Origin of the sequence: Pseudoxanthomonas sp. 3HH-4, from assembly GCF_006716465.1 — a bacterium.
In the GTDB taxonomy this organism is placed as follows: domain Bacteria; phylum Pseudomonadota; class Gammaproteobacteria; order Xanthomonadales; family Xanthomonadaceae; genus Pseudoxanthomonas_A.
This window is the reverse complement of sequence record NZ_VFPB01000001.1, coordinates 709,061-728,060: the sequence shown is the minus strand read 5'-3', so window position 1 is coordinate 728,060 and position 19,000 is coordinate 709,061. Positions and strand designations below refer to the sequence as shown.

The window sequence follows — 19,000 nt, the reverse complement described above, 5'->3', positions numbered from 1 at the left end:
GCCCGTCACGGAAGAATCGCCCGCGGATATGTTCACAGGCTAGTTTTTGTAGCGTGCACTGCAACATCGCGCGGCGATCAGGCCTGCCCGGTGGCGACGCGGCTCTCCTGCAGCAGCACGGTGACCAGGCGGATACGCACCGTGGAACGCGACCACACCATGCCGATCCGCCTGGGTTCACTCGCCAGCGGCAGCGCGATGCGTACCAGATCCAGGCCCTCCGGCCACGGACGCGCCCAGTCCGGCACCAGCGATACGCCCAGACCGCGGTCCACCATCACGGCGATGGCATTCAGGCCATTGAGTTCGAAACGCTCGCGCGGCACGATGCCGGCGCGGCGGAGGTAGTCGTCTGCGACCCGTCCCCCCCATTGATTCCGGTCATACCGGATCAGCGGCTCCTCGCGCAGCAGGTCGTGCGGGTCCCGGCCCGCCATGCGCGCCGGTGCGATCATCACCAGCGGTTCTTCGCGCAGCAGTTGCCAATCACAGGTCTTGGGCAGGTTGTACGGCGCCTGCAATACCAGCGCCGCATCGAGTTCGCCGGTTTCCACCGCGCGGTACAGCTCGGCCGAATAGCCCGGACGGATGTAGACGTTGATCTGCGGGAACTTGTCGACCATCCGCGCCAGGATGTCCGGCAACATGCCGGCGAGTGCCGTGGGGCACGCACCCAGGCGCAATTCGCCGGACACTTCGCTGTCGTTGGCGACGCTGCGCATGTCGGCCACGTCACGCAGCAGGTCGCGTGCGCGCTGCAGGATGCGCGAACCCTCTTCGGTCAGGCTGACGGTGCGGCCGGCACGCGCGATGAGCGGCGCGCCGAGCTCCCGCTCGAGCGTGCGGATCTGCTGCGCCACGGCCGCCGGCGTGATGTTGAGCACGCGTGCCGCCGCGGCCATCGAACCGCGGTCGGCCACCACCACGAACGTATTCAGGAACTGGGTGTCCACGCGCCTCCCCTTGTCGCCCTCAGGCTACACGAGGGCAGGCCACGCGACGATGGGACATATGGCCCATGCGCCATCAGCGCGTCGCGCCCACCGCATCCTGGCGGTGGATGGTCAGTCCGCTCAGCGACTGCGCCGGCGGGGGGAACAGCCAACTGGCGGCATAGCCAATGACGATGCAGAGCAGGATCGAAATGCCGAGGTAGAAGTAGGGATGCACCAGGTCCATCGACCAGATCAGCAGCGTCAGTACGATGGCGCCGGCGATGCCGATCGCCACGCCCTGCGCATTGGCGCGCCGGGTGAACATGCCCAGCGTGTAGGCGCCCGCGAAGCCACCGCCCAGCAGGCCCGCCAGTTCGATCGACACGTCGAACAGGGAATGGATGTCGTAGCGCGACAGCAGCAGTGCGATGCCGATGCCGAGCAGGCCGACCAGTACGCCCATGATTTCCGCGAACAGCACGCTCTTCTTCGGCGTGGGGTTCTTGGCCAACTTTTCGTAAAAATCGACCGATGCCAGGGTGGAGACGCTGTTGATGATGCTGGACAGCGTGGACATCGCGGCGGCGAAGATGCCGGCGATGATCAGGCCGGTCACGCCCATCGGGAGCTCGGCAGCGATGAACAGGGGAAAGGTGGCATCGAGCGGGAGCAGCGGGTTCATCCGCTCCGGATGCGACTGGTAGTACACATACAGCGCCGTGCCGATGGCATAGAAGAAGAATCCGCCGGGCACCATGATCGCCGCGAAGGTCCAGATGGAACGCCCCGCTTCCTTGTCCGACTTGGTCGACAACACGCGCTGCATCAGCACCTGGTCTTTCGGGAAGGTGAGCACCACGTCGAACAGGACCAGGAAGATGAAGCCCCAGACCGTGGCCTTGGTGAGGTCGAAGCTGAAATCGAACAGGCGTGTCTTGTCTTCCGCCATGGCGACCTGCACGAGCTCCGGCACGCCTCCATTGAGGTGGTAGATGATGAACCCGATGGCGAAGATCGCGCCGCCGAACATCACGAAGACCTGCACGAAGTCGGTCCAGATGACCGCCTTCATGCCGCCCAGCGTGGTGTACAGGATGGTGAACACCCCCATGATCAGGATGCTCCACACCACGTCCACGCCCGTGATGGTCGCGATGGCCAGCGCTGGCAGGAACAGGATCACGCTCATGCGGCTGCCGATCTGCATGGCGATGCAGAGCGCGCTGGCCAGCATGCGGATGGCGGGGTGGAAACGCTTCTCCAGATAGGAGAACACCGACATCAGATCCAGCCGGCGCAGCAGCGGCACGATCCAGACCGCGACGAACATCAGGCCGAGCACGGCGATCAGATTGTTGGTGAGGTACTGCCAGTTCGTCTCGAATGCCTTGGCCGGAATGGCGATGAAGCTGATCGAGCTGGTATTGGTGGCGTACAGGCTCACCCCTGCCGCCCAGAATGGAATGCTGCGGCCACCCACGAAGAAGTCCGCGGTGGAGGCGCGCTTCTCCTGCAGGTAGAAGTACATGCCGATGCCGACCATCGCCGCCAGATAGACCACGATCACCAGCCAGTCCAGCCACGTCAACAGATGGCTGCGCGCAGAGACCTCCACCATGCGGATCGTGCCAACCGATGCATCGGCACCGGCAAAGCCGTCACCCCACGCGGTGACCGGCGCCGGCATCGCGTCGGTCGGCGCAGGCAGGTCCGCCCACGCGCGCGTGACCGTGTGGAAGGTCGCGAGGCGTGGCGCCCGTCCACCGGCCGCATCGGGCTGCAGCAGATACAGCACGTGCGCCTGGCCGACGGCGCGCGCGCCGTCGGCCGTCAGCACCCTGCCTGGCACCGACGGCAATGCCTGCCAGCCGTGGTCCGGCGACCACCGCCACAAGGCGTCGCCGCTCTCGCCAGCAATGGTGGCCACGAGTTCACCGCGTTGCGCGACCAGCGTGTCCGCGGCGCCGTCGCCATCCAAGGCCGGCATGGATTGCCAGGCCGTGCCCGCTGCAGCGTCCAGCCTGCGTCGGAACACGTGGTTGATACCCTGCGCGTCCTGCCCCGCCACGTACAGCACGGCTGCACCTTCCGCCAAGCGCAGCCGTGCCAAGGGAAACGGTAACTGCGGCAGATCACGCAATACGAGCCGCCCCTCCGCGAAGGTCGCTTCCGCGACCACACGCACGGCGGATTCGCCCGATGACGGGCGTACGTTGTAGAGCCGCCCGATGGCCGCGTTCTTCCAGCCATCGGCATCGACATTCGACGGCAACGCCACGGCGCGCCACTGCTTTTCGGCAGGTATCCACCGCCACGCGCCGGCATCCGCGAATGCGACAAGATGCGATCCCACCGTATGCAGCGCGCGCACCTCGACCGGCGGTGCCGGCACCGAAGACTGATTCACGCCGGCCAGGCTTTCCGCTTGCGCTGGCAACAGCGCGGTGCTGAAGAGGAACAGCGGAAGCAGAACCACGAGCCTGCCCATGCGACGTACCAGCGCAGCCATGCCGGTCCCAGTGCCCGTCATGTACGTCACGCCCGCCCCCGTTCTGCCAGGGCAAGAACCGCGCGCGCGCGCGCCAGGAACGGTGCATCGACCATGCGCCCGTCGACCGCGAAGGCGCCTTCGCCTGCACGCTCCGCAGCATCGACCGTCCGTCGGGCGGCTTCGATTTCGCCTATGGACGGCGCGAACACGGCATTGGCCCACGCCACCTGGCGCGGATGCACGCAGCTCTTTCCCAGATAGCCGAGCGCCCGCGCGGCCTCCGCTTCGGCCCGGAAACCCGCCTCGTCGTCCAGCCCCGGAAAGGCAGCGTCATAGGCGAATACACCTGCTTCCGCTGCGGCGAGGCGCAGTGCGTACTGGCTCGTGTGCACGTTGCGCAGATCATCGCGGCGGATGCCATGGGGCTCGAACAGGTCGCCCAGCCCCAGTTGCAGACCGCGCACGCGGGGATGCGCCTTCGCGATGGCCGCCGCATGCCGGAGCGCGCGCGGCGTCTCGATGTTGACCAGCAACCCGATCGCCCTGCGCGAAGGCAGGCGCACCTCGATCGCTTCGATCTCGGCCACGGCCTGCCTGAGCTGCTCCGCCGATTCGATCTTCGGAAGATTGAGCAGATCGATGTCCAGCGGGAGGATCGCGCGCAGGTCGGCTTCCCACGCTGCGGTGTTCCACGCATTCACGCGGACGACCATCTGCTTGTCCGCGGCGCGATGCGGCGCATCGCGGAGCAGCGCCGCCACCTGCATGCGCGCTGCCTGCTTGTCGGCCTCGGCCACTGCGTCCTCGAGGTCGAGCGACAGCATGTCGGCATCACTGGCCAGTGCCTTGGCGAACAAGGCGGGGCGGCTTCCGGGGACGAACAGTTTGCTACGCATGGACGGCGCTCATCATGGCGCGCAGTCTGCGGCAAACAGACGAGGGGCAAACCCCGCGCCGGCATCTTCAAACGATAGTTTTTCCTGCGTCCGGGAATGTCGCAACGCAACATTCCCTGATATTGCCGGACACTCAGCGTTTCACGTCCAGGCTGTTCTCGCCAAGGAACGCCTGCACGTCGGCGGCGCCCACAAGATTGAAGTCGCCCGGCAGCGAGTGCTTCAGACAGGCCGCCGCCACACCGAAATGCAACGCCTCCGCGTTCGCCATGCCGGCCAGGCCACCATGCAGCACACCGGCAGCGAATGCGTCGCCGGTCCCGATGCGATCGACGATGGACGAGACCTCATAGGCCGGGGTGACATGCAGCGCGCCATCGCGCAACGCGGTGACGGCCGACAACGCGTGATGGTCGACGCTGCGCTGCACCCGGACCGTCGCGGCCATCTGGCTCAGACGAGGGAATGCCTTGAACGCGGCGGCGGCACCCGCCGCGAAACGCTCCTGTGGCGTCGCCTGCGGGAAATCCAGGCCCAGCACGACCTGCAGGTCGCGATGGCTGGCGAACAGGATATCCGCCTCGGCCATCAGGCCACGCAGGATCGTCGGCGCATCACCGCCCCACGCGTCCCACAGTTTCGGCCTGAAGTTGCCGTCGAACGAGACCTTCACGCCCGCTGCGCGCGCCGCCCTCACTGCATCGAGGACCCCATCCGCGGCCTGCTGGCCGAGGGCCGGCGTCACGCCCGACACATGCAGCCAGTCCGCACCATCGAGCAACGCAGCCCAATCATGCCGACCGCCGCCGGCGCGCGCGAACGCCGAATCGGCACGGTCATAGAGCACCTCGCTCGGCCGATGGATGGCGCCGGAGGTCAGGAAGTACAACCCCATCCGTCCCGGCACCTGCTGCACGGCGGCGGTATCGACGCGATGCCTGCGCAGTTCGCCCAGTGCCGCCTCGCCGAGCGCGTTGTCGGCGACCAGCCCCACCATCCTTGCCTCATGGCCGAACCTCGCCAGCGACACGGCCACGTTCGCCTCGGCGCCACCGACATGCACGTCCAGCACAGGCGATTGCAGCAACACCTGCCGACCCGGCGCGCCTAGACGCAACAGCAGTTCTCCGAAACAGACGATCTTCCCCATCACCTTTCCTCCCGTTGCGGCGGCGCGCGCAACCTCATCGACAGCCCGTTCCGGCTTGTCCTCGGGACAAGATAATCCGGGTACGTCGCCAGTTGTTGTTGCAGCGCACACTCTGTTAGCGTTCGTTTTGACCAGCGGTGTCATTTTACCAGCTGGCAGGATCTGTAAGGGAATAAACCGCTTTATTTTCGATCAAAACAGTCGCTACACGCGGCCATGGTCCCTTGAGGAGGGGAGAACATGCCAGTCAGTCATCACAGCCGGAAGACACCGGTTACCTTGCTTGCTGTCTCGATCGGTCTGGCGCTGCAGATGAGCGCAGCCGCACATGCCCAGGAAGCAGCGCAATCCACCGAATCGAGTGAAGCCGCCCCGGCGCAGGCTGATGTTTCCACCCTGGATACCGTCAGCGTCACCGGCTATCGCGCCAGTGTCGAAAAGGCCCTCGACATCAAGCGCGGCGAAGCCGGCGTGGTCGATGCGATCGTGGCCGAGGACATCGGCAAGTTCCCCGATCTCAACCTGGCCGAATCCCTGCAGCGCATTCCTGGCGTAGTCATCACCCGCGACGCTGGCGAAGGCCGCAACATCTCGGTGCGCGGCCTGGGCCCGGATTTCACCCGCGTACGCATCAACGGCATGGAGGCGCTGACCACCGTCGGATCCACCGACCAGAACGGCGGTTCCAACCGTGGACGTGGCTTCGACTTCAACGTGTTCGCCTCGGATCTGTTCTCGCAGCTGATCGTGCGCAAGACGGCGCAGGCGGATGTCGAAGAAGGCTCGCTCGGCGCCACCGTCGACCTGCGCACCGCGCGTCCGTTCGACTATGACGGCTTCACGCTGGTGGCCAGCGGCCAGGCCAGCTATGCCGACATGGGCAGCACGACCGACCCGCGCGTGGCCGGCCTGATCGCCAATACGTGGGCCGATGGCAAGTTCGGTGCGCTGCTGTCGGTCGCCTATTCCGAGCGGCAGGCACTGGAAGAAGGCAGCGGCAGTGGGCGCTGGGCCCGCGGCACCAGCAACAACGGCTTCAATCCCGCTTCACCGTACGCGCCGGCCCTGTCTGCCGACACGTTCCACCCGCGCTTCCCGCGCTACACCCTGATGGAACACGACCAGAAGCGCACGGGCGTGACGGCGTCGCTCCAGTTCAAACCGACCGACCGCACCCAGTTCGCCTTCGATGCGCTGTACTCGAAGATCGATGCCGTGCGCGACGAGAAGTACATCGAGGCGATCTCGTTCAGTCGCGGCACGTCGCAGAACGGCAAGCCGGAGACCATCGTGCGCGATGGCGCGGTGGAGAACGGCGCGCTGGTCTATGGCCTGTTCGATGACGTGGACATCCGCTCCGAGAGCCGCCACGACGAATGGAACACGGTCTTCACCCAGCTGGGGCTGGAAGGCGAGCACGAGTTCACCGACAACTTCAAGATCTCCGGCAAGCTCGGCACGTCGAAATCGGAGCATGAGAATCCGATCCAGACGACGATCATCATGGACAAGCTGAACGTCGACAACTACAGCTACGATTACCGCGGCGACCCCTACAAGCCGGTGATCGACTACGGCATCAGCCCGACCGATCCCTCCGGCTGGACGCTGGCGGAGATCCGCATCCGCCCGCAGTACGTCGAGAATGACTTCGACGTCGCCCAGTTGGACTTCAACTGGAACATCAGCCCGGGCTTCCGCCTGAAGGGCGGCGTGCAGGCGAAGGACTACAGCTTCTCCACGCGCGAGCTGCGCCGCTCGACCGAGGGAATGACCGACGTGCCGATGTTCACCGACGGCACCCGCATCGTGCCGACGGACCTGACCGAACAGGCCAGCCTGGATGGCGTGAGCGGCTCGCCGGGTACGTGGGTGATCCCCGACTACCAGGGCATTGCCGACTTCTACGACATCTACAGCAACACCGGTCCGTTCGCTCTCGGCGAGCGCGCGGTGAACACGCGCCGCGTCGAGGAGGAAGACCGCGGCGTCTACCTGATGGGCGAGTTCTCGGCCGATCTTGGTGCGATCCCGGTATCCGGCAACTTCGGCGTTCGGTATGTGCGCACCAAGCAGTCCTCAACTGGTACCGCAACAGCCAGCGGCACACCAGTCGCCACGACGGTCTCCCGCGAGTACAGCGATACCCTGCCTTCGATGAATCTTGTGGCAGAAGTCACGCCAGACTTTCTGATCCGCTTGGGTGCCGCCAAGGTGATGACGCGTCCCGGCCTGGGCAGCCTGACCCCGGGCGTTACCGTCAATGTCAGTGGCGGTGCGCGCACCGTCAGCGGCGGCAACCCGAACCTGAATCCGATCCGCGCCAAGACGGTCGACCTGGGTTTCGAGTGGTACTTCAATGAAGGCGCGATGCTGGGTCTCGGCCTGTTCTACAAGGACATCGAGAGCTTCATCCAGACCACGCGCGTCGTGCAGCCCTACTCGTCGAGCGGCCTGCCCGCCAGCCTGCTGGACGGCACGGGCGCTGGCGTGAACGACGACTTCGTCTTCAGCGTTCCGCTCAACACCCCGGGCGGCGAACTGACCGGTTTCGAAGCCAACTACACGCAGCCCTTCACCTTCCTGCCGGGCAAGTTCGGCAATCTCGGCGTGCAGTTGAACTACACCTACGTCGATTCGCAGATCCAGTACCTGACCTCCACCGGCGCCAACTCGTTCAAGACCGACCTGACCGGCCTGTCGAAGCACTCCTGGAACGCAACGCTCTACTACGAAGGCGAACGCTTCTCCGGCCGTGTCTCGGCGACCAATCGCGACGACTTCCTGTTGCAGGTACCGGCCACGGAAGCGGGGTTCGACGTGCATGGCCAGACCGGCACCACCACGGTCGATGCCTCGGTGCGCTGGAAGATCAACGACAAGCTCGAGCTCAGCCTGGAAGGCATCAACCTGACCGACGAGCCGCAGGAGTCGTGGGTATCGAACCCGAGCGTCACCCTGCCGCTGGACTACAGCGAGACCGGCCGCCAGTACCTGCTGGGCCTGCGCTACAAGTTCTGATGCATTGACTGCCCCGCACCTCGCCTCGAGGTGCACCCGAAGCCCGGCCGCCTCTCCCGGCCGGGCTTTTTTTATCCGTATGCCGCCTGAGGATCCGCGAAGTGATGTATCCGATCCCCCAACCGCCCCGCATGCCCACGCCGGTTGTCGCGCATGCCCGCTCTGAGCGAAGGCCGCGCCACCGGCTCGACCGGGCCACATCCACCAGTCTTGCTGCACTCGCCGATCCAATCCACGTGCGGATGGCCGATCAGCCTGCCCTGCCAGCGTGGCGCGCACGCGCGGCAGACCTCGTCGGCACCCGCCGCATGCCCCGGGCACCTTTCCTTGACCACCAGCTCCAAGCCGCACGAACGCTCCATGATGCGCGGTCCCGTTTGCGAACCATCACCCGTCGCTCCCGAGTCCAGGCGGGCGGAAAAACGAAAGGCCCGCCTCCCGGCGGGCCTTGGTTGTCACGCATGGCCGGCGGTGATGCCGGTCCGCGCGGACTCAGCGCAAGGGTTCGCCGCGCGGATAGCCGGCGATGGGCTCCATCACGTCGAGGTTCCATTCGCTCTCGACGAACGGCTTGCGGGCTTCCTTGTAGTGCGGATAACCGCCAACCTGTTCCTGGCTGTCGATGATCTCGCCACGCCCCTCGATGACGTCGGCGACGATGCGGCGGTCGATCAGGTCGCGGTTCCAGGGCGTGGCGCCCGCAGTTTCTATGACGGCATCCTGGACTTCACCGGAACCCCGGGGGGTGACGCCGAAGGGCAACGCGGGCGCCTGCTTGACGCGGTTGAGCTTCACCGGCGCGGTCGTGTAGCTGCCGGTCTCCTGGATGCTCTTGTTGCCCACGCGATCGACGATGAGGTTGTCCTGCGCGTACAGGTCGAGATCGCCGGAGCCGCCGATCATCAGGAACGCCAGCGGCTCGGTAGACTTGCCGGCGCGCATCACGTTGCCACGCACCACCATCTCGCCCTTCGAGTACGGATGGCCCAGCCATTCTTCCGCGATCAGGTTGTAGTGGATGGCGCGCTGGCCGGGGTTGTAGATCAGGTTGTTGATCACCTGTCCGCGTGCTCCTCCCTTGAACAGCGGGCTGCGCTCGTAGTTGTGCGCGTACAGGTTGCCGACGATCAGGACCTCGTTGACGTGGTCGTGGATCAGCGAGCCCTTGGAGTGTTCGCCCTTGGCGTGGATCGAATTGGCCAGTCCCTCGCCGACGATGTTGTTGCTGTAGGTGATCCGGCGCGATGCATTGGCCATCCACTCGGCTTCGTTCTCGCCATGGAAGCGCGTGCTGGATGCACTGAGGTTTTCATCCGTGGCCCAGGTGAGCGAGCAGTGGTCGACGATCACGTCGTGCGCGCCACGCACCGTGGTGATCGCATCGATGTCGCCCGAGCGCTTGGGCAACCCACCGTCGCCGGGCCGGATGCGCAGGTGGCGGATGACAACGTCGTGGGTGGCGATGGTCAGGCCGCCCTTGATGATCGTCACGCCGGGGTGAGGCGCGGTCTGGCCGGCGATGGTCAGGAACGGCTCGCTGATGCGCAGCTCCTTCATGCCCAGGTCGATCACGCCGCCCACTTCGAACACCACGATGCGCGGCCCCTTGGCGGTGACCGCTTCCTTGAACGAGCCGGGACCTTCCGCGGCCAAAGTGGTGACGCGGACGATCTTGCCTCCGCGCCCCCCCGGCGTGTGCGCCGCAGCGCCCTGGGCGCCGGGGAATGCAAGTGCAGGCGCGTCCGCGGCGAGGGCCGGCGTCATCGCGGACGCCATCAGCAGTGCGGCCAGGCCGCAGGTCAGCCCGAAGGCCCGCGCGGGAAAACAGATATGAAGCATTGGCTCCCTCCCAGGAGTGGATCGACGCATCGTGGCATCGGGATGGGTTTTGCGGCAGTGCACATTGTCAATGACACCGGTTTACCATATACAGGCCATCAACCTGCGCTGTCACTCGGCGGTGCAACAAAACATTGCGGGGAGAGCCCTCTTGAGTACTGACCACAGCGCGCCGTCCGACGCACGCATGGAAGCCCCGGAACTGGCCGCCATCGCGGACAGCTTCGTCAGCGCGAGGCGCCAGGGCCGTGCATTGCCGGGATTCCCGGGCACGATTCCCTATGATCTGGTGACCGCGTATCAGGTGCAGGACCACGCGATAGCGCAGTGGCCCGACCGCGTGGTCGGCTGGAAGGTCGGCTTCATCGCACCGGAACGACGGGATGCATCCGGTGATGAGCGCCTGCTCGGCCCCATTTTCGCCCGCCAGCTGCAGATGACCACCGGTAGCCAATCTACGTTCGAGGTGTTCGAGCACGGCTTCGGCGCCGTGGAAGCGGAGTACGTGCTGCGTCTGGACGCCGATGCCCCGGCCGACAAGACACTCTGGACCCCGGAAGAGGCCGCCGCCGTACCGTCGACGCTGTTCACCGGCATGGAAGTGGCCAGCAGTCCGCTGGCGACGATCAACCAGCTCGGCCCGCGCGTCGTCGTTTCGGACTTCGGCAACAACAATGGCCTGGTGATGGGTGCCGAGATTCCCGGCTGGGCCGAACGCAGCGATGCTTCGCTGATCTGCACGACCTCGATCGACGGCCGGCCGGTTGGCAAAGGCGGCGCCACCACGCTGCCCGGCGGCCTGCGCGCGGCGTTCGCGTTCGCGCTGTCGCGCTCAGCGCGCCGCGGTCGCCCGTTGAAGGCGGGCGACCTGATCGCCACCGGCAACGCCACGGGCATCCACGACATCCTGCCGGGCCAGCAGGCCCTCATCGAGTTCGATGGCCATGGCAGCATTGCGTGCGTCGCGGCAGCCGCGACGCCGAAGGACGAAGGGGATTGGCGCGCATGATGAACCGTCGTCGTTTCCTGGGCACCAGCCTCGGCGCCGCGGTCGCGCTTCCGCTGGCGGGGAGTCGCGCCCTTGCCGACGATGGGCGGCACGTGCTGACCGCCACCGATGTGCACGTGAAGGACTATCCCACCGTCGAAGCCGTGCGCTGGATCGGCGAGACCATGGCGCGCGAGACCGGCGGCCGCGTGACGCTGCGCCAATACCACTCGGGCCAGCTGGGCCGCGAATCCGAAGCCATCGACATGGCGCGCTTCGGCGCCATCGACATGACCCGCGTGTATGCCGGCGCGCTGAACAATGCCTTTCCGCTGACCCAGGCGCTGTGTCTGCCGTACGTATTCGATTCGGTGGCGCACATGCGACGCGCGATGGACGAAGGCGTGGGCAATGCGGTACTGGACGGCTTTTCCCGCCGCGGGCTGGTCGGCCTGGCGATCTACGATTCCGGGGCGCGCTGCTTCTACAACACCAAGCACGCGATCCGCACGCCGGAAGACCTGCATGGCTTGAAGGTCCGCGTGCCGGTGTCAGACATCTTCATCCGCATGCTGCGCCTGTTCGGCGCCAATCCCACCCCCCTGTCGCTGGGCGAAGTGTTCTCCGGACTGGAGACGCGGATGATCGACGGAGCGGAGAACAACATCCGTAGCTTCCACTCCAGCCGCCACTTCGAAGCGGCGCGCTACTGGTCGCAGACCAACCATTCCTACGCACCCGACGTGCTGCTGGTGTCGCAACGTACGCTGGATGACCTGCAACCGCGCGACCGCGAACTTCTGGTCGAAACCGCCCGCCAGTCGGTGGATGTGATGCGCTCGCTCTGGGATGCGTCCGAAGCGAAGGCCCGCGAGGCGGTCTTCGCCGCGGGCGTGCAGCACAACGAAGCGGACCTTGCCGCCTTCGCGCGCGCCTCGCAGCCGCTGTTGTCCGAGTACCGCAGCGACCCGGCGATCGACGCGCTGTACCGCCGCATCCGCGACCTGGCCTGAGGACCGACGATGTCAGAAGAAACCACGCCGTCTCCCGCCACGCCCGTGCAACGTGGCATGGACCTGCTGTCCAACGCCGCCATCGCGATCGCCGTCGCCGCCCTGCTCGGGCTGGTGGTCGTGCAGGGCTGGCAGGTGATCGCCCGCTACATCATCAACGACTCGCCCAGCTGGACCGAGCCGGTCACCGTATTGCTGCTGACCACCGCCATGAGCCTGGGGGCTGCGGCGGGCGTGCACACGAACCGCCACTTCGGCTTCTTCCTGCTGGCCGATGCGGTGGGCCCTCGCCTGAAGAAACTGCTGCACGCGGTATCCCCGCTGGTGATCGCCGCAATCGGCGCGGTGATGGCCTACTGGGGCGCGGTGCTGCTGTTCGACGGGCTGGACATCCGCATCGCCGGTGCGCCGATGCCGCAGAGCATCGGCTACCTGCCGTTGTCGCTGGGTGGCGTGTTGATGGTGGTGTTCGCCCTGTACCGACTGCTCCTGGTGCTGCGCGCGCCGCTGACCGACAAGGCCCGCTGACCCATGGCGATCACCCTGCTGTTCTCGATCTTCGCGATCCTGCTGCTGATCGGCGTGCCGGTGGCCTATGCGTTGGCTGCCGCATCGCTGGCGACGCTGCTCTACCTCGACCTGCCCAGCATCGTGCTGGTGCAGCAGATTTCTTCGGGCACCGGCTCGGCCTCGCTGATCGCGATTCCGCTCTTCATCTTCGCTGGCGAGATCATGCTGCGCGGCGGCATCTCCGAGCGCCTGATCAGCCTGGCGGCGTCGCTCGTCGGCCGCCTGCGTGGCGGCCTGGGCCAGGTCAGCATCCTGTCGTCGCTGTTCTTCGGCGGCGTGTCGGGCTCGGCCATCGCCGACGTCTCGGCCGTCGGCGGCACGATGATCCCGCAGATGGTCAAACGCGGGTACGACCGTGATTTCGCCGTCAACGTCAGCATCACCGCCGCGCTGGTGGCGCTGCTGGTGCCGCCCTCGCACAACCTGATCCTGTTCTCCGCAGCGGCTGGCGGCGGCCTGTCCATCGCCGATCTTTTCGCCGCCGGCATCGTGCCCGCGCTGCTGATGACGGTCGTGCTGATGTTCACGGGTTGGGCAGTGGCGTGCAAGCGGGGTTATGGCACGGAACCGTTCCCGGGCATGCGGGCGGTTCTGCTGCGACTGGTTTCCGCGCTGCCGGGGCTGGGCCTGGTGGGCCTGATCTTCTTCGGCATCCGCGCGGGCATCTTCACTGCGGTGGAGAGCGCCGCCATCGCGGTCGTGTACGCACTGCTGGTGACCAGTGTGCTGTACCGCCAGCTGTCGCTGAAGGAGTTCTTCGCCACGGTGACTCATGCGGCGCGCACCACCGGCGTGATCCTGTTCGTGATCGCCACGGCGGCGGTGTTCGGCTGGCTGCTGGCCTACCTGCAGGTGCCTGCCGCTGCGGTCGACGCGCTGCAGTCGATCGCGCACAGCAAGTACACGGTGTTGCTGCTGATCGTGCTGGTGCTGCTGGTGCTGGGCACGTTCATGGACCTGGCGCCGATGATCCTGATCTGCACGCCGATCTTCCTGCCGGTAGCGAAGGCCTACGGCATCGACCCGATCCACTTCGGGCTGGTGCTGGTGCTGACCGGTGGTATTGGCCTGGTGACGCCGCCCGTGGGCTCGGTGCTCTTCATCGGGACCGCCATCGGCAAGATCACCATCGCGCAGAGCATGCGCACGATCTGGCCGTTCTGGCTGGCTGGCCTGGCCGTGCTGCTGATCGTGGCGCTGTTCCCGGAGCTTTCGCTGTGGCTGCCGCGGGCGATCAAGTGATGCCACGCCTGCGCGCGCGCCTGCTCTGCGCCATCGTGTTGGCGGTGGCCGGATCAGCAGGCGCACCGGCATTGGCGGAGACGCCCTCGCTGGCCGGGTTCGAGGACGCCATCCACCACTGGCGCAACGTGCACGGCAACCAATACCCCCGTCATGCACCGGATGAGGTCGCGAAGATCGCCGACAACATCCTGCGCTATCAACGACTGGACGGCGGCTGGATCGAGAACCAGGATCCTGCCCGCATCCTGGATGATGCGGAGAAGGCACGCTTCGATGCCGAGGCGCGCAAGTCCGGCGGCAGTTTCGACAACCGCAATATCTACACGCAACTGGACTACCTGGCCACGGCGTATGCGATCACCGGCGATGCGCGCTATCGCGACGGCAGCCTGAAAGGAATCGCGTTCACGCTGGCGCAGCAGATTCCCGCGTGCGGCGGCTGGCCGCATACGGTGCCGGCCACGCAGTCCTACCACCCGCATATCACCATCGCCGACGATGTGACGGCTGGCGTGCTGGGCACGTTGCGCAAGGTCGTGTCGGACACGCGCCGCTATGCCTTCGTTGATGCCGCCTTGCGCGCCCGCGTGCAGGCGGCCATCGATGCCGCCGATGCCTGCCTGCTGCGCCTGCAGGTACGCCAGGGCGACACGCTTGCCGGCTGGGCGGGCCAGTACGACGCCAAGACCCTGCAACCCGTGCAGGGACGCAAGTTCGAGCTTCCGTCGATCACCGGCCAGGAAACCGTCGGCGTGGTCCGCTACCTGATGTCGATCCCCGACCCGTCGCCCGCCGTCGTCGCGGCCGTGGACGGCGCGGTGGACTGGCTGCGCCGCGTGGAGATCACCGGCTGGCGCATCGAGACCTTCGACGCGCCGGCGGAACAGTTCCGGTACCACAGCAGCGCCGAGGACCGTCGCCTGGTCGTCGATCCGTCCGCCACCGGACTGTGGGCGCGCTTCTACGACGTGAAGGACAACAGCGTGGTGCTAGCGACGCGGGACAGCCAGCGCGTCGCGCGCTACGAAGATATCCCTCGCGAGCGCCGCACCGGCTACGAGTGGTACGGCAACTGGCCGGAGCGGCTGCTGTCGACCGAATACCCGCAATGGACATCGCAGCACACGTCGTCGAAGTAGAGGACTCCTGATGGCAATGAAGTCGTGGATGATCGCCCTGTGCCTGTTCGCACCGCTGGCAGCGCTGGCGGAGGATGGCCACCGCGAACCGGCGTGGAAGCGCGGCATCGAGCACCAGCGCCAGGCGGACCTGGGTGACGGAACGTTCCTCAACCCCGTGCTGGCGGGTGACCGGCCCGATCCTTCGGTGCTGAAGGACGGTGACGACTACTACCTCACCCTGTCGTCCTTCACGGCTTATCCCGGCCTGCCGCTGTGGCATTCGCGCGACCTGATCAACTGGCAGCCGGTCGGCCATGCCATCACGAAGAATGTCGGCTCGATCTGGGCGCCAGACCTGGTCAAGCACAAGGGCCGCTACTACATCTATTTCCCCGCACGTGTCGGCGGCACCGAATCGCCGCGACGCAGCAACTTCGTCGTATGGGCGGACGACATCCGCGGCCCCTGGAGCGAGCCCATCGACATCGGGCTGCCGGGCCATATCGATCCCGGCCATGCGGTCGGCGAAGACGGCAAGCGCTACCTGTTCCTCAGTGCGGGCGACTACGTGCAGCTGGCCGACGATGGCCTGAGCACGGTCGGCGAGGTGAAGCACGTCTACGACGGCTGGCGCTATCCGGAATCGTGGGACGTGGAGGGCTATGCCCAGGAAGGCCCGAAGATCACCTTCCGCAACGGCTGGTACTACATGATCACCGCCGTTGGCGGCACGGCCGGTCCGCCGACCGGGCACATGGTGATCGTCGCGCGCTCTCGCTCCATCCATGGGCCGTGGCAGAACGCGCCCAACAATCCGGTGGTGCGTACCACCTCGCGAGAGCAGTACTGGTGGTCGCGCGGGCACGCCACGCTGGTGGAAGATGCCGCCGGCCAGTGGTGGATGATCTACCACGGTTACGAGCGCGACTTCTGGACGCTGGGCCGGCAAGCACTGCTCGACCCCATCGAGTGGACGGACGACGGCTGGTTCGTCGCCAAGGGCGGCGACCTGGGCCAGCCGCTGCGCAAGCCGGCAGGCAAGGCGCTGTCGCCGCACGGGATGGCGCTGTCGGACGATTTCCGGGGCGGAAAGCTGGGACCGCAATGGGCGTTCTACGACCCTGCGCCGGACGAGTTCGCCCGCCTCGGCTTCGGCGACGGCGTGATGTCACTGCAGGGAAAGGGCACCTCGCCGCGCGACAGCTCGCCGCTGGGCATCATCGCCGGCGATCTGGCCTACCAGTTCGAAGTAGAAATGGACATCGAGCCCGGCGCCCAGGGCGGCGCGGTACTGTTCTACAACGACCGCCTGTATGCGGGCGTGGGCAGCAATGGCGAGCAGTTCGTCATGCACCGCTACGGCCTGGAGCGCCCCGGCAAGCTGGGCCCCAGCGCCAGGGGCGGAAAGCTCTGGCTGCGGGTCACGCACAACCGCCACATCGTCACGATCCACACCAGTGCCGACGGCAAGGCCTGGACCAAGTACCCGGTGCAGATGGAAGTCTCCGGCTACCACCACAACGTGGCGGGCGGCTTCCTGGCCCTCAAGCCGTCGCTGTACGCCGCCGGCCAGGGCAAGGTGCACTTCCGTAATTTCCGCTACCGCGCACTGGACTGACCCCCAGCCGCTAGAATCCCTCCGACAGACGAACGGACCCGTACCCACTCCATGCCCGCGCGCAAGAAGCCCGAAAGCCCCGCCTCCCTGCCCATCGGTGGCAAGGCGGCGACCATCAACGACATCGCACGGCTTTCCGGCGTCTCGAAGAAGACCGTTTCGCGCATCATCAACCACTCCCCGCTGGTCCGTAAGGACACCCGCGAGAAGGTGGAGACCTTGATGCGGGAAGTCGGTTACGTGCCCGATCCGATGGCGCGCGGCCTGGCGTTCCGCCGCTCGTTCCTGATCGGCATGGTCTACGACAACCCGACCGCGCAGTACATCGTGAACATGCAGTACGGCGCACTGGACGCGTTGCGTGATTCTGGGTTCGAACTGGTCGTGCATCCGTGCGACAGCCGCAGCCCCGGCTACATCGACGGCGTGCGCCGCTTCGTGCAGCAGCAGAAGCTGCACGGCGTGATGCTGGTGCCGCGCGCCTCGGAAGACCAGGCGCTGGCCGACATGCTGGCCGAGATCGGCTGCCGCTATTCGCGCATCGCGTCCGTTTCGATGGACGAGCCCTCGCGCATGGTGGTCACCCACGACCGCGACGGCGCCGCCGAGGCCGCCGAGTACCTGCAGTCGCTCGGCCATACCGATATCGCACTGATCACCGGCCCCAGCGCCTATCGCTCCTCGATCGAGCGCACGGACGGTTTCGTGCAGGCGCTCGCCAAACGCGGCCTGGAGATTCCGAAGTCGCGCATCATCGAAGCCGGCTACACCTTCGAATCCGGCGTAGTCGCCGCCGAGAAGCTGTTATCCGGCAAGAACCGCCCCACCGCCATCTTCACCGGCAACGACGAGATGGCCGCCGGCGTGTACAAGGTGGCCATGCGTGCGGGCATCAACATCCCGCGCCAGCTGTCGGTGGTCGGGTTCGACGACAGCCCGCTGGCCTCGCGCCTGTGGCCCTCGCTGACCTCCGTCCGCCGCAACACCCGCGACACGGGCCGCACCGCCGCCGCCATGCTGATCCAGCCCGAGGGCACGCCGATGCTCGCCGCCGCCAGCATCCGGCCGCACCTGATCATCCGCGACTCCTCGCAGCCGCCGGAGTAAGCCGCCCGTGCGGCCTCCACCGCGCTGCCGCACCGCAAAATGACACCGGTTACCAAAGACCGTAGAATCGCCCCACGACCTATCCCGACGCCCCGCTCCACGGGCGTCCGCACCCACGGAGCGCCGCCCATGTTCTGCAAGACCTACCACGCCACCCACCCGGACATGATGGATGGCGCGAGCAACGACCAGCTGCGCGACCGCTACCTGATCGGCAACCTTTTCGTCGCCGACACGGTGCAGCTGAACTACTCGCACAATGAGCGCTTCGTGATCGGCGGCGCCGCGCCGGTGTCGAAGAAGGTCGACCTGCCGCGCCAGACCGAGCCCGCCTCGGCCGCGGGCAAGCCGTTCCTGGAGCGGCGCGAACTGGGTGTCATCAACGTGGGCATTGGCGCGGGCAAGGTCACGGTGGACGGCGCCACGTATGCCCTGGGGCCGAAGGACGGCCTGTACGTGGCGATGGGCAGCGCCGACGTGGCATTCGAGTCCGACGATGCGGCCAACCCCGCCAAGTTCTATCTGACCTCGACCCCGGCGCATGCGCGCTTCGAGACCAAGCAGCTCTCGATCAAGGACGCCGTCGCACTGGAGCGCGGCGCGCTGGAAACCAGCAACGAGCGCACCATCTACCAGTTCATCGTGCCGGCCACCTGCCAGTCCTCGCAGCTGCTGCTCGGCCTGACCGTGCTGAAGACCGGCAGCGTGTGGAACACCATGCCGCCGCACCTGCACGACCGCCGCAGCGAGGTCTATTTCTACTTCGACCTGGCCGAGAACGACCGCGTCTACCACTTCATGGGCGAACCGGAAGCACAGCGCCACATCGTCGTGCAGAACGACGAAGCCGTGGTGTCGCCGCCGTGGTCGATCCACATGGGTTCGGGCACCAGCAACTACGCCTTCATCTGGGCGATGGGTGGCGAGAACCTGGACTACACCGACATGCACGTGCTGGACATCTGCCAGCTGAAGTAATCGACGTCATGCAGAGCCGGGCTCGCTC

At 66.4% G+C, this 19,000-nt stretch carries 14 protein-coding genes; 9 read left to right on the top strand and 5 right to left on the bottom strand.

The genetic code is table 11. From position 1 onward, the window contains the following. Nucleotides 1-77: 77 nt before the first annotated feature. The 4 genes from FB548_RS03260 to FB548_RS03245 form a co-directional block, all read right to left on the bottom strand. Nucleotides 78-953, bottom strand: coding sequence for a LysR substrate-binding domain-containing protein (locus tag FB548_RS03260; RefSeq protein WP_142123305.1), 876 nt, complete (start codon nucleotides 951-953; stop codon nucleotides 78-80). Nucleotides 954-1,026: 73 nt separating this feature from the next. Further along, nucleotides 1,027-3,465, bottom strand: coding sequence for a sodium:solute symporter (locus FB548_RS03255; RefSeq protein ID WP_255470290.1), 2,439 nt, complete (start codon nucleotides 3,463-3,465; stop codon nucleotides 1,027-1,029). Nucleotides 3,466-3,470: 5 nt separating this feature from the next. Next, nucleotides 3,471-4,322: a CoA ester lyase gene (locus FB548_RS03250; protein WP_142123304.1), complete on the bottom strand. Its 852-nt coding sequence runs from the start codon at nucleotides 4,320-4,322 to the stop codon at nucleotides 3,471-3,473. Nucleotides 4,323-4,455: 133 nt separating this feature from the next. Continuing rightward, a complete protein-coding gene (locus FB548_RS03245) occupies nucleotides 4,456-5,472 on the bottom strand; it encodes a sugar kinase (RefSeq protein WP_142123303.1) in 1,017 nt (338 codons plus the stop codon). Nucleotides 5,473-5,712: 240 nt separating this feature from the next. On the opposite strand from FB548_RS03245, the gene FB548_RS03240 reads away from it, so the two are divergent. After that, nucleotides 5,713-8,493, top strand: coding sequence for a TonB-dependent receptor (locus FB548_RS03240; protein WP_185741955.1), 2,781 nt, complete (start codon nucleotides 5,713-5,715; stop codon nucleotides 8,491-8,493). A 492-nt stretch (nucleotides 8,494-8,985) separates the two neighbouring features. On the opposite strand, the gene FB548_RS03235 is transcribed toward FB548_RS03240, so the two are convergent. Then, on the bottom strand, nucleotides 8,986-10,332 hold the full coding sequence (locus FB548_RS03235; RefSeq protein WP_142123302.1) for a pectate lyase: 1,347 nt from the start codon (nucleotides 10,330-10,332) through the stop codon (nucleotides 8,986-8,988). A 187-nt stretch (nucleotides 10,333-10,519) separates the two neighbouring features. On the opposite strand from FB548_RS03235, the gene FB548_RS03230 reads away from it, so the two are divergent. The 8 genes from FB548_RS03230 (at nucleotide 10,520) to kduI (ending at nucleotide 18,972) form a co-directional block, all read left to right on the top strand. Continuing rightward, the gene (locus FB548_RS03230) at nucleotides 10,520-11,341 is read left to right on the top strand and encodes a 2-keto-4-pentenoate hydratase (RefSeq protein WP_142124083.1); all 822 of its coding nucleotides are present in this window, start codon (nucleotides 10,520-10,522) and stop codon (nucleotides 11,339-11,341) included. Then, nucleotides 11,338-12,333 (top strand): TRAP transporter substrate-binding protein, encoded by a 996-nt coding sequence (locus FB548_RS03225; protein ID WP_142123301.1) that lies wholly within the window; start codon nucleotides 11,338-11,340, stop codon nucleotides 12,331-12,333. Before FB548_RS03230 ends, FB548_RS03225 begins: the two co-directional genes overlap by 4 nt. Before the next feature lie 9 nt (nucleotides 12,334-12,342). After that, nucleotides 12,343-12,861: a TRAP transporter small permease gene (locus FB548_RS03220; RefSeq protein ID WP_142123300.1), complete on the top strand. Its 519-nt coding sequence runs from the start codon at nucleotides 12,343-12,345 to the stop codon at nucleotides 12,859-12,861. Nucleotides 12,862-12,864: 3 nt separating this feature from the next. Next, nucleotides 12,865-14,145 (top strand): TRAP transporter large permease, encoded by a 1,281-nt coding sequence (locus FB548_RS03215; RefSeq protein ID WP_142123299.1) that lies wholly within the window; start codon nucleotides 12,865-12,867, stop codon nucleotides 14,143-14,145. Then, nucleotides 14,145-15,287, top strand: coding sequence for a pectate lyase (gene pelA, locus FB548_RS03210; protein ID WP_142123298.1), 1,143 nt, complete (start codon nucleotides 14,145-14,147; stop codon nucleotides 15,285-15,287). The genes FB548_RS03215 and pelA overlap by 1 nt, the downstream gene beginning before the upstream one ends. Nucleotides 15,288-15,297: 10 nt before the next feature. Further along, complete coding sequence (locus FB548_RS03205) at nucleotides 15,298-16,887, top strand: family 43 glycosylhydrolase (RefSeq protein WP_142123297.1); 1,590 nt, start codon at nucleotides 15,298-15,300, stop codon at nucleotides 16,885-16,887. A 51-nt stretch (nucleotides 16,888-16,938) separates the two neighbouring features. Then, a complete protein-coding gene (locus FB548_RS03200; RefSeq protein ID WP_142123296.1) occupies nucleotides 16,939-17,994 on the top strand; it encodes a LacI family DNA-binding transcriptional regulator in 1,056 nt (351 codons plus the stop codon). A gap of 129 nt (nucleotides 17,995-18,123) precedes the next feature. Continuing rightward, nucleotides 18,124-18,972 carry a 5-dehydro-4-deoxy-D-glucuronate isomerase gene (gene kduI / locus FB548_RS03195; protein ID WP_142123295.1) on the top strand — a complete coding sequence of 283 codons (849 nt, stop codon included), beginning with the start codon at nucleotides 18,124-18,126 and terminating at the stop codon, nucleotides 18,970-18,972. Nucleotides 18,973-19,000: the final 28 nt, after the last annotated feature.

Coding starts and splice junctions, on each gene's coding strand:
- FB548_RS03230 (WP_142124083.1), top strand. CDS start 10,520: ATGGAAGCCCCGGAACTGGCCGCCATCGCGGACAGCTTCGTCAGCGCG.
- FB548_RS03235 (WP_142123302.1), bottom strand. CDS start 10,332: ATGCTTCATATCTGTTTTCCCGCGCGGGCCTTCGGGCTGACCTGCGGC.
- FB548_RS03225 (WP_142123301.1), top strand. CDS start 11,338: ATGATGAACCGTCGTCGTTTCCTGGGCACCAGCCTCGGCGCCGCGGTC.
- FB548_RS03255 (WP_255470290.1), bottom strand. CDS start 3,465: ATGACGGGCACTGGGACCGGCATGGCTGCGCTGGTACGTCGCATGGGC.
- FB548_RS03245 (WP_142123303.1), bottom strand. CDS start 5,472: ATGGGGAAGATCGTCTGTTTCGGAGAACTGCTGTTGCGTCTAGGCGCG.
- FB548_RS03205 (WP_142123297.1), top strand. CDS start 15,298: ATGGCAATGAAGTCGTGGATGATCGCCCTGTGCCTGTTCGCACCGCTG.
- pelA (WP_142123298.1), top strand. CDS start 14,145: ATGCCACGCCTGCGCGCGCGCCTGCTCTGCGCCATCGTGTTGGCGGTG.
- FB548_RS03215 (WP_142123299.1), top strand. CDS start 12,865: ATGGCGATCACCCTGCTGTTCTCGATCTTCGCGATCCTGCTGCTGATC.
- FB548_RS03200 (WP_142123296.1), top strand. CDS start 16,939: ATGCCCGCGCGCAAGAAGCCCGAAAGCCCCGCCTCCCTGCCCATCGGT.
- kduI (WP_142123295.1), top strand. CDS start 18,124: ATGTTCTGCAAGACCTACCACGCCACCCACCCGGACATGATGGATGGC.
- FB548_RS03240 (WP_185741955.1), top strand. CDS start 5,713: ATGCCAGTCAGTCATCACAGCCGGAAGACACCGGTTACCTTGCTTGCT.
- FB548_RS03220 (WP_142123300.1), top strand. CDS start 12,343: ATGTCAGAAGAAACCACGCCGTCTCCCGCCACGCCCGTGCAACGTGGC.
- FB548_RS03250 (WP_142123304.1), bottom strand. CDS start 4,322: ATGCGTAGCAAACTGTTCGTCCCCGGAAGCCGCCCCGCCTTGTTCGCC.